Genomic DNA, 10,030 nt, shown 5'->3' on the forward strand with positions numbered 1-10,030 from the left:
CCTCGTCGGTGACCGTGGCGCCCGCCACCACCCCGGCCGACCGGTCGTCCGACGTCACGTCGTGCTCGCTCATGATCCCGCCCCGCTGTGCTCGGCGCGGTCGACCGGATCGACCACGCGGTACCGACTGATGCCCCGTCCGCCCACGGCGACGGCCTTCCGCCCGCCCACCGCGCCGGCTTCCCGCCCGCTCACCGTGGCGATGCCACGCCCGCTGGCCGCGCAGGCCTCCCGACCGCTGACCGTGGCGATGCCCCGGCCGCTCACCGCGGCGTCTCCCGCTCGTCCTGCGGCCGGTCGCCCGGGCGTACCTCCACGTGGTCCGGCTCCAGGTTGAGCCGCACCCGGTCGCGCAGCGACAACGCGTCCACGAACGGCGCCGGCAGCTGCATCCGGCCGCTGCGGTCGAGCACGGCGTACTCCTCGCTGACCAGTTCGGTGCTGCCGTCGGCGCCGATCCGCGCGGTCCGGCGTACCTCGGAGGCGGTCCTGCCGTCGCGGATCGCGACGGTCCGGCGGACCTGGGTGGCCACGGCGTGGTCGTGGGTGACCACCACGATGGTGACGCCGAGCTCGGCGTTGATGGTGCGCAGCGCCCCGAAGACGTCGGCCCCGGTCGCCTCGTCCAGCTCACCGGTCGGCTCGTCGGCGAAGAGGACCTCGGGGTCGTTCGCCACCGCCACCGCCACCGCGCAGCGCTGCTGCTCGCCGCCGCTGAGCTGCCCGGGCCGCCGGTCCGCGCAGTAGCCCACCCCGACCAGGTCGAGCAGCTCCCGGGCCCGCTCGCGGTGGGCGCGCCGGCCGCCGCGCCGCCCGGCGAGCCGCATCGGCAGCTCGACGTTCTCCAGCGCGGTCAGGTACGGCAGCAGGTTGCGGCCGGTCTGCTGCCAGACGAATCCGACCATGCTCCGCCGGTAGCTCAGTCGCCGTCGGGTGGAGAGGTTGAGCAGGTCGTAGTCGCCGACCCGGGCGATGCCGGCGGTGGGCGTGTCCAGCCCGGAGAGGATGTTCAGCAGCGTCGACTTGCCGGAACCGGAGGCGCCCACGATCGCCACCAGCTCGCCCCGGTCGATGACCAGGTCGAGCCCCTGCAACGCGACGACCTCCACCCCCTCGGTCTTGAAGATCCGGACCAGCCCGTCGCAGACGATGTGCCCACGCAACCGGTCCCGGCCGCCGGCCCGCTCGGCCGCACGCTGGGCGGCCCGCTGTTGCAGGGCGGCCAGGTCCGGCACGGCGGTGCTCTCCGCGGTAGCGGTCATTGTCAGTTCTCCTCTCCGAGCCGGAGCACCTCACCGAGGCGCATCCGGCGGTTGTTCAGGGCCTCGACGGCGACCGCGAAGCCGAGGGCGAGCGCACCGAGCGCGATGACCGCGGCCGCCAGGCCGGGCTCGAACGCCACCCGGACCTCGACCCCGTCGGTGAAGGCGGACAGGCCGAGCACCGGGGTGAGCAACAGCGGCAGGACCGTGCCGACCAGCGCACCGGTCACCACCGAGACGCCCACCAGCGGGACCAGCTCCACCAGCAGCAGCCCGCGCCACTGGCGTCGGGACAGGCCGAGGGTGCGCAGCCGGGAGAGCACCTGGCCACGCTCGCGGGCACCGGCGAGCACCGTGAAGGCGATCGCGAGTAGGCCGAGCGCCGTCCCGCCGGCTGCGCCGGCGGTGAAGCCGAAGGCGAGCACCCCGTTGGCGCCGCCCTCGCCCACCTGCCGACGGGTGTCCGCGAAGGTCAGCACCTCCACGCCGCGCGGGCGCTCCCGGCCGGTGACGGCCCCGCCGGTCTGGAAGCGGGACTGCCCCGCGTCGCCGGCCCGGCGCAGCGCGTCGCCGTCCAGGTCGTCGCCGGCCACCAGGAAGCCGGTCGGCACGGCGGCGTAGTCCCGCCGGGGCAGGGACTGCCAGGGCAGGACGACGAACCGGCTGCTGTCCGCGCGCAGCAGCGGGAAGCTCTCCGCCTGCCCGGCGACCCGGAACTCGTACCGCTGGCCCTGGGCGCTGACGAAGGCGGAGCCGTCGAGACCGGCGTCGGCCAGCTCGGCGGCGACCGTCGGGGAGACCACCGCGGGCAGCGGGCCGCCTTCCCCGGCGGGGGCGAGCAGCGCCGCCGGCACCGTCACGTCGACGCCGGACTCGCGGACGATCCGGGCCATGGCCGGACCGTCGACCATGAGTACGGTCACCCCGCCGAGCCGGGTCTCGGTGCCGACGGCGTCCTTCGCCAGTCGTTGGCCCGCCTCGTGCAGCACGGGGCTCGCGGCACGGACCCCCGGCAGCCGCTCCAGCTCGGCGCCCGTGTCCGGGGCGATCCGGTCCCCCAGGATCAGGGCGTCGGCGGGGACCACCCGGCTGGCGGCATGGTCCCGGCTCGCCTCGATCCCGGCGGCCGTCACCGCGCAGAACGCCGCGGTCGCGATGGCCAGCACGACGACCACCAGCGGCACGGCGACGACGGACCGGCCGGCCCGGGCGGTACCCAGGAAGGCGACGCTGCCCCGGGCCCGGGCCGCGAGCCGGCTGACCAGCCGCAGCGGCCACGGGTACAACCGCATCGCGACCACCGCCGCGGCGACGGCCAGCAGCACCGGCACCGAGACCAGCAGCGGGTCGACCTCCCCCGGGGTGAGGCCGCGGCGGCGCAGCAGCACGACCGCGAGACCCGCGAGGACCAGCAGCCCCGCCTCCACCGTGAGGCGACGCGCGGAGGGGCGCGACCGGATCAGGTCGCGCCGACCGGCACCGCCCCTGGACGCGGCGAGGGTGGCCACCGGCAGCGCGAGGGCCACCAGGACGGTCGCGGCGACGGCGGACCACAGGGTCTCACCCGGTGCCCCCGGAGCGAGGCCACCGACCAGCCAGCCGAGCGCGCCGGCGGGCGGCACCACCAGCAGCGCCTCGGTCAGGCTGCGGCCCGCGCTCGTGGTGGCCGCCCCGCCCCGGGCCCGCAGCAGGGTGAACTCCGAGCGGCGGCGGCGCACCAGCAGCCCGGCGGCCAGCACGACGAGGCCGGCCAGGGTGGCCAGTACGCCCGCGGCGATGACCCCGAGCACCGTCCGGGCGCTGTCCACCTCGGCGGAGAACTGCCGCAGCGGGATGTCCAGCCCCTGGACGAGGTTGCGGCCGCCCGCCTCCCGGGTCATCTGCTGGAGTCCGCCGATCACCTGGTCCAGCTCGCGGGCGTCGACGCCGTCGGCGCCCAGGCGGTAGCGCCAGCTGAACGTCAGCGGCCAGCCGGCGACGGCCTGGCGGTTCAGCGCGGCGCCGTCGACGACGCCGACGGCGATGAAGGGTTGGCCGTCCCCCACCGGCTCGACGATGCGCAGCAGCGGCGGCAGCCCGTCCCAGAACCCGTCGGCGGCGTCACGGGGCTGGAAGAGGCCGACCACGGTGAGCTGGGTGGGGGGCGGGGAGTCGGCGGTGAGCGGCTCCGGCGCGGCGAGGGTGAGCCGGCTGTTGAGCCGCAGGTTCAGCTTGCCGGCGACGTCCGCGGCCAGCGCCACCTGCACCGGCTGGTCTTTCGGCGTGTCGGCCGGCCAGCTTCCCTCGACCAGCGTGCCGGCCTCCTCGATCCCGGTCACGGACCGCAGGCCGAGGTGGACCAGGAGGTTCTTCGCCGCCAGGTCCGGGCCCCGCACCAGGCTGGCCGGGGTCTCCCCGGCGTACCACCGCTGGTCGACCATGCGCCCGACGACCGGCGGCATCGCGCTCTCGATCGCCGCCAGGTCGCCCTCGTGGGCGTCCACCACGGAGGTGCCGTTGTCCGCCGCGGCGAGCGGCCCGGACGAGTACGTCACGTCCCGCTGCTGCGGCGGCACCGCACCCAGGTGGGCCTTCAGGCCCTCCTGGGCGTGCCCGTTGACGATCCTGGGCACCCCGCTGATCACCAGCGTGGCGACCAGCGTCAGCGCCGCGAGGAGCAGGAACTGCCCGCCGTACGCCCGGACCCGGCGGACGACCGCCCCGATGCTCACCACGCCCCGTCTCCGCTCCTGGTCGTCCCTACGCTCCCGGTCACCGGTCTCCCCCGATCCGCAGCTGCGCCACGGCCACCCGCTGTCGGATGCCGAGGGCGATGAACGCGCTGAAGGCGAGTGCCGCCAGCAGCAGGCCGAGCGCGGTCAGGCCGATGGGCAGCCAGGGCAGCACGAAGGCGGCCTCCGGCACCGGCCGGCCCGCGGACGGCGTGAGGATGACCAGCGGGGCCATGGTCGCGCCGACCGCGGCGCCCAGCAGCAGGCCCACGCCGACGCCGATCCCGGCCAGGAAGGTCTGCTCGGCCAGCAGCGCCCGGGCCAGCAGCCGGGGGCTGGCGCCGAGCGTGTGCAGCACGGCGAACTCCCCCAGCCGGTGCCGGGCGGTCGCCCAGACGTCGACGATCAGGCCGACCAGGGCCAGCAGCACCGAGCCGAGCGCCGCGGCGAGCAGCCCCGTGCGGGCCCCCTGCCAGTACGGGTCGCCGGCAGCCCGCTCGGCCACCTCCCGCCGGTCGAGCAGCGTGGCGCCGGTCAGGTCGGCCGCCGCGCGGGCCGCCTCGGCGTGGCCGGCGTCCTCGGTGCCCAGCCACCACTCCGGCACCGGCCGGACCCCGCCCCGGTCCCGGATCAGCCAGTCCGCCGCCGCAGGCAGGTCCAGCAGCACGCCCTCGCCGGCCGCGGACGGCACTGCGTCCAGCTCACCGACGAGCGTGACCGGCAGCGTCGCGCCGGACAGCACCAGGTTGACCGTGTCGCCGACGCGCAAGCTCAACGCGTCGCGTACGGCCGGGGTCATCAGTGCGGGTACCGGCCGGTTCTCGCCGGCCGGCACCACGGCGAAACGGCTCGGCGGCTGGAACGCGAACCGGCCGCCCTCGCGGTACTCGACCTCCCAGTCGGCCTTCAGCCCGGCGGCCGTGGCCGACGCATCGACCGGTTTGCCCTGGCCGTCGACGGCCACCCACCCGCCGTCCAGCGACGCCGGCCGGGCCGCGCCGTCGGCGCCGACCAGCCGCAGGTCCGACACCTCCAGGCGGTACGCGCGCCCGCGCGCGCTCCCGCCGTCGGCCTCGAAACCGGACAGTCGTAGGGCGCCCTCCCCGGCGGGGACGGCGACGGTGAACGGCGCCGGTCGGCCGTCGCTGCCGCTGCTGCCCGCCGGAAGCCGGAAGGCCAGCCCGTCCGCCCGGGTCAGCAGCACCCAGAGGCCGATCTGGTGCGGCGTGACGGCGTCGCGCACGGGGGTGCGTACCGTGCCGGTGAACGACCGGGTGCCGGCGGGCAGTTCCAGCCCGGTGGGCGCGCCGCGCGCCCGGGTCAGCCGGTCGAGCAGTGCCGGCGCGGGCTCGTCGGTCAGCCTCTCGTTGAGCCGCAGCACGTCGGCCGCGGCCGCGGCGTCGAGGCTCACCACCGTCGTCGGCAGGTCGGCGCGGCCGAGGCGGATCTCGTCCCGCCAGGCCGGCAGCGCCTCGCGGACGCCGGGCAGAGCGGCGAGCTGACCGGCCCGACCGTCGGGTGCCGAGCCGGTGCGCTCGACGACCCGCAGGTCGGCGCCGACGGTGTGCTCGGCCTGGTCGGCCTGCGACAGCTCGCCGGTGGTCACCAGCGACCACGCCAGGGTGCTGCCGCCGACGGCGAGGGCGAGCAGCAGCACGGGGCCGGCGTGCGGGCGCCGCCCCGCCTGCCACATGCCGAACATGGTCGCGGTCCACGGTCTGCGGTCGACGAACCGCTCGGCGAAGCGGGTCGCGGGCGGCAGCAGCCGCAACGCCACGACCGCGCCGGCCAGCACGCCCAGCGTCGGCGCCGCGACCAGCAGCGGGTCCACCCCGAGCCGGCCGGCCGCCCCGGCGACCGGCGACGAGTACTGGCGCAGCTGGGTCCAGGCCAGCACCGCGAAGCCGACCAGCACCAGGTCGAGGCTGGCCCGCTGGACGCTCGCGGCGCGGGTGGGCCGGGACCGGGCCGCCATGTCGGCGACGTAGGTGCCGGCCCCCCGCAACGTCGGGACGACCATCGCGACCAGGCAGCCGGCGGCGGTGGCGGCCGCGGCGGCCCAGATCAGCGTGGTGTTGCCGGCGGCGAGCGTCAGCGGGGTGGCGCCGCCGGTACCCACGTGCCGCAGCGCCTCGCCGGCGATCAGGGGCCCCAGCACGCCGGCGGGCAGGACGACCAGGGCCGCCTCCCGGGCCGCCAGGCCGGCCAGTTGCCGCCGCGCGGCGCCCCGGGCCCGGAGCAGGGCGGTCTGGCCGCGCCGGTCCTCGTGCAGCAGGGCGGCGACGAGCACCAGCGCGTACCCGCCGAGGACGACGATCAGCAGCAGCGGGGTGGCCAGCGAGGAACGGCCCACCAGGTCGGCCCGGGTGACGCGGTCGAGGAGCCGGTCGATCGCCGTGACGGTCTGGCCGGAGGAGCCCAGCCCGGCCGCCTCGGGCACCTCGGCGAGGGCCGCGGTGAGCGCCTGCCGCACGTCGGACAGCCGCCCCGCGCCGGCCGCCGCCGCGAGGTCCGGCTCGACGACCCAGGACGCCGACACCGAGCCCGGGTACGTGGCGACGAAGTCCGCCGGGTCCAGCACGAACGGCCCGTACGAGGTGCCGGCGTCCGCGGCGCTGCCCGCCCCGACCCCGGGTGCCAGCCGCCAGTACGGGTCGGCCGCGTCGCGGGGGCGCCAGGTCCCGACGAGCACCACGGTGCTGGCCTCGTCGGACCGGCGGTCCAGCATCGGCACCCGGTCGCCGACGGTCATCCCGAGCATGCCGGCGACCTTCTCCGGCAGGGTGACCTGCAGCGGCGAGGCTCCCGGGGCGGGCCAGGCGCCGCCGGTCAGCTCGGCGTGGCGGGGCAGGTCGTCGAGGGCCGCCAGGGTGGCGAAGACCGGATCGTCGTCGTCGCGGGCCACGGGGCCGAGGTCGCCGGTCAGCTCGCGGCCACCGCCGTACCGGGCGGCGTCGACGGTGACCGGCGCGCCGCCGAGGCCGGCGGCGAACCCGTCCCGGACGGCCCGGTCCCGGGCGGCGAACTCGGCCGCGTCCCGGCCGGCCGCGCCGCTGACCAGGAGGCTGCGCTCCTCGAACGACGCCCCGCTGAGCAGGGCACGCTGGCCCGCCTCGACGGCCCGCCGGTTGTAGTCAGAAAGCCCGGTGACCAACGCGACCGCCACCAGGGCCGCGACCACCGCGGCGAGCAGCAGCCCACGCGCCTCGCGGGCCCGCCTCCACACCAGCTTCATCCGATGCCCTCCCCTGGCCCGTTGTCGGGCCGACGATCAGGGAGAGCGGTGACGTGCCGGGAAAGGTTCGCGCCCGTTACTTGATCGTTATCCGGAGGCGCCCGACCGGTGGGCGGGGCCGGCGACCCGGCGAGGATGGCGCGGTGCGCGGATGTGCTTCCATCACCGGATGGAGATCGCCCTCACCGCCCTGATGGTGGCCGTCGTCGCGCTGCTCGCCGCCCAGTTGCCCGGCAGGACCGAGCAGGCGCGGACCGCGTACCGGCTCGCCGAGATCGAGCGCCGGCTCCGGCTGGTGATGGACCACCTGGGCGTGGTGGACGCCTCGCCCGTGCCGCCGGAGGTGGGACAGCACCTGGCCCGGGGCGACAAGATCAAGGCGATCGCCGCGTACCGGAAGGCGACCGGCGCGGACCTGCGCTCGGCCAAGGAGGCGGTGGAGGCGTACGGCGACCGCCGGTGACGGCGGGCACGCGTCCCGCCCGTGCCGGCGGGACGGCGGCGATCGGGCGGGCCGGTCAGCGGGGGCGGTCGCGGTCCTTGGAGGGCTGCACACGCTTCGGCTCGCCGGGCATCTTCGGGTGGTCCGGCGGGTAGGGCATGTCGCCCTGGCCGGCGGTGTCGTCCCGGTCGGCCCACTCCAGCAGCGGGCTGATGTCCCACGCGGTGTCGTCGATGCCGGCGTGCGGATCGCCGCGCTCGGCCAGCCGGGCCGGGACAGTGCGCAGGTCGAAGTCGTCGGGGTCGACGTCGGGCAGCTCGTCCCAGGTGACCGGGGTGGACACGGTAGCCCGGGCGTTGGCCCGCAGCGAGTACGCGCAGGCGATCGTGCGGTCGCGGGCCATCTGGTTGTAGTCGACGAAGACGCGCTCGCCCCGCTGCTCCTTCCACCAGGCGGTGGTCACCAGCTCCGGCCGGCGCCGCTCCAGCTCGCGGGCCAGCGCGATGGTGGCCCGGCGCACCTCCGTGAACGTCCAGCGTGGCGCGATCCGCAGGTAGACGTGCACGCCACGGCCGCCGGAGGTCTTCGGCCAGCCGGTGGCGCCCAGCTCGTCGAGGAGCCCGCGCAGCTCCCCGGCGGCGGCAACCGCGTCGGCGAAGTCGGTGCCGGGCTGCGGGTCGAAGTCGATGCGCAACTCGTCGGGGCGGTCGACGTCGGCGGCACGCACCGGCCACGGGTGGAACACGATGGTGCCCATCTGGGCGGCCCAGGCCACGTGGGCCAGGTCGGCGGGGCAGAGCTCGGCCGCGCTGCGACCGCTCGGGAAGCTGATCGTGGTCGTCCGCACCCAGGGCGGCACGCCGCGCGCGGGCACCCGCTTCTGGAAGAACGCCTCCCCCTCGACGCCCTCCGGGAAGCGCTGCAACGTGGTGGGACGCTCGCGCAGGGCGCGCATGATGCCGTCACCCACCGCGAGGTAGTAGTGGAAGACGTCGGCCTTGGTGAAGCCGCGCTGCGGGAAGATCACCCGGTCGGGGCTGGTCAGCCGGACCTCGTGCCCGGCCACCTCGATCAGTTCGGCCGCAGCCTTCGTGCCACCCATTGCGCGACCATATGCCACACCTCCGACGTCCGACGTACCGTTGACGGGTGAGTCTTGACGAGAGTGAACTGCCCCGTACCGAGGAAGAGTGGCGGGTCCGGCTCAGCCCGGAGGAGTTCCGGGTGCTGCGGGAGGCCGGCACCGAGCGCCCGTGGACCGGCGAGTACGTCGACACGAAGACGCCCGGGACCTACCACTGCCGGGCCTGCGGCGCGCAGCTCTACCCCAGCGACACGAAGTTCGACTCGCACTGCGGGTGGCCCAGCTTCGACGACGCGATCCCCGGCGCGGTCAAGGAGATCGAGGACCGCAGCCTGGGGATGAGCCGCACCGAGATCCGCTGCGCCCGATGCGACAGCCACCTGGGGCACGTCTTCCGGGGCGAGGGTTTCACCCCGAAGGACACCCGGCACTGCGTCAACTCCGTCTCCATCCGGCTGGAGCCGCGCGCCGACGCCTGATCCGGCGCCCGGGGTTCAGGCGCCCCGGGCCGGCGTCAGCCCGGCCATCAGCGAGACCTCGGCCGTACGCGACCGCTCGACGCGACCGGCGAAGTCGCGTACGCGCGGGTCGGCGCCGACCTTCTGGTGCGCCCGGGCCAGGTCGGCCGCCGCCTCCTGGTGCGGGACGAGCAGGCCGAGCAGGACGCGGTCGACCTCGCCGTCCGGGGCGGCCCGCAGGCGTGCCATGTCCTCGGCGGCGGTCCCGTGCTGCCCGTGGTCGTGCCGGCGGGCGGCCTCGGCGGCGGCCGGTCCGGCGTCGCGCAGCCAGCCGCGCATCGTGGCGAGTTCGTCGGTCTCGGTGACCTCGATGGCGGCGACGAGGGTGTGCAGCTTCCGGTCGGTCACCCGGTCGCGGCTGAGCCGCACCATCTCCAGCGTCTGCTCGGTGTGTGCCGCCAACATGGCCAGGAAGACCACGTCCAAGCCGTTCATCTCGGTCGCGCTGGCCGCGGCCGGCCCCGGCGGCGCGGGGACGGACGACGCCGGGGCGGTCCGCGCGGCGCAACCGGGGACGGTCAGCAGGACGGCGAGCAGGACGACCGTGGGCAGCCGTCGCATGGCGTACTCCGATCCGGGAAGGGATGACGGGTGCGGGCGCCGGGGGGACGGGCCGCACCCGTCCGGTCAGACCTGCGTCCAGAGCGCCGGCACGTGCGGCGGTTCCCAACCGGGGATCGCGGTGTGCGCCTGCCGGCAGCGGTACGTCAGCCCGCCGTAGGTGACCTGGTCGCCGACCTGGTAGGCCCGGCCCGCCGTCCAGCTGCCGGCAGGCGCA

Annotated in this window: 8 protein-coding genes; 2 read left to right on the plus strand and 6 right to left on the minus strand. The window is 76.3% G+C overall.

Translation table 11 applies throughout. From position 1 onward, the window contains the following. Positions 1–263 precede the first annotated feature (263 nt). From F6X68_RS25775 to F6X68_RS25785, 3 genes are read right to left on the minus strand one after another with little or no spacing between them, the layout of a single operon-like run. A complete protein-coding gene (locus tag F6X68_RS25775; RefSeq protein WP_151456705.1) occupies positions 264–1,262 on the minus strand; it encodes an ABC transporter ATP-binding protein in 999 nt (332 codons plus the stop codon). A 2-nt stretch (positions 1,263–1,264) separates the two neighbouring features. Next, on the minus strand, positions 1,265–3,976 hold the full coding sequence (locus tag F6X68_RS25780; protein ID WP_192581544.1) for an FtsX-like permease family protein: 2,712 nt from the start codon (positions 3,974–3,976) through the stop codon (positions 1,265–1,267). Positions 3,977–4,013: 37 nt separating this feature from the next. Continuing rightward, positions 4,014–7,208, minus strand: coding sequence for an ABC transporter permease (locus tag F6X68_RS25785; protein WP_151456706.1), 3,195 nt, complete (start codon positions 7,206–7,208; stop codon positions 4,014–4,016). Positions 7,209–7,377: 169 nt separating this feature from the next. On the opposite strand from F6X68_RS25785, the gene F6X68_RS25790 reads away from it, so the two are divergent. Next, positions 7,378–7,671 carry a hypothetical protein gene (locus tag F6X68_RS25790; protein WP_132233105.1) on the plus strand — a complete coding sequence of 98 codons (294 nt, stop codon included), beginning with the start codon at positions 7,378–7,380 and terminating at the stop codon, positions 7,669–7,671. Between the two features lie 55 nt (positions 7,672–7,726). Here the strand turns inward: F6X68_RS25790 and ligD are convergent, their stop codons facing one another. Continuing rightward, positions 7,727–8,752 (minus strand): non-homologous end-joining DNA ligase, encoded by a 1,026-nt coding sequence (gene ligD / locus F6X68_RS25795; RefSeq protein WP_151456707.1) that lies wholly within the window; start codon positions 8,750–8,752, stop codon positions 7,727–7,729. A 47-nt stretch (positions 8,753–8,799) separates the two neighbouring features. Between ligD and msrB the strand changes: the two genes are divergently transcribed. Then, positions 8,800–9,213 carry a peptide-methionine (R)-S-oxide reductase MsrB gene (gene msrB, locus F6X68_RS25800; protein ID WP_101414752.1) on the plus strand — a complete coding sequence of 138 codons (414 nt, stop codon included), beginning with the start codon at positions 8,800–8,802 and terminating at the stop codon, positions 9,211–9,213. Positions 9,214–9,228: 15 nt separating this feature from the next. On the opposite strand, the gene F6X68_RS25805 is transcribed toward msrB, so the two are convergent. Together F6X68_RS25805 and F6X68_RS25810 are read right to left on the minus strand one after the other, a co-directional pair. Further along, positions 9,229–9,813 (minus strand): DUF305 domain-containing protein, encoded by a 585-nt coding sequence (locus F6X68_RS25805; RefSeq protein ID WP_151456708.1) that lies wholly within the window; start codon positions 9,811–9,813, stop codon positions 9,229–9,231. A 66-nt stretch (positions 9,814–9,879) separates the two neighbouring features. Then, positions 9,880–10,030, minus strand: a 151-nt coding sequence (locus tag F6X68_RS25810; RefSeq protein WP_370518985.1) for a carbohydrate-binding protein, incomplete at its 5' end; no start/stop codon positions are given.

Origin of the sequence: Micromonospora sp. AMSO12t (genome assembly GCF_008806585.1) — a bacterium.
GTDB lineage: Bacteria > Actinomycetota > Actinomycetes > Mycobacteriales > Micromonosporaceae > Micromonospora > Micromonospora reichwaldensis.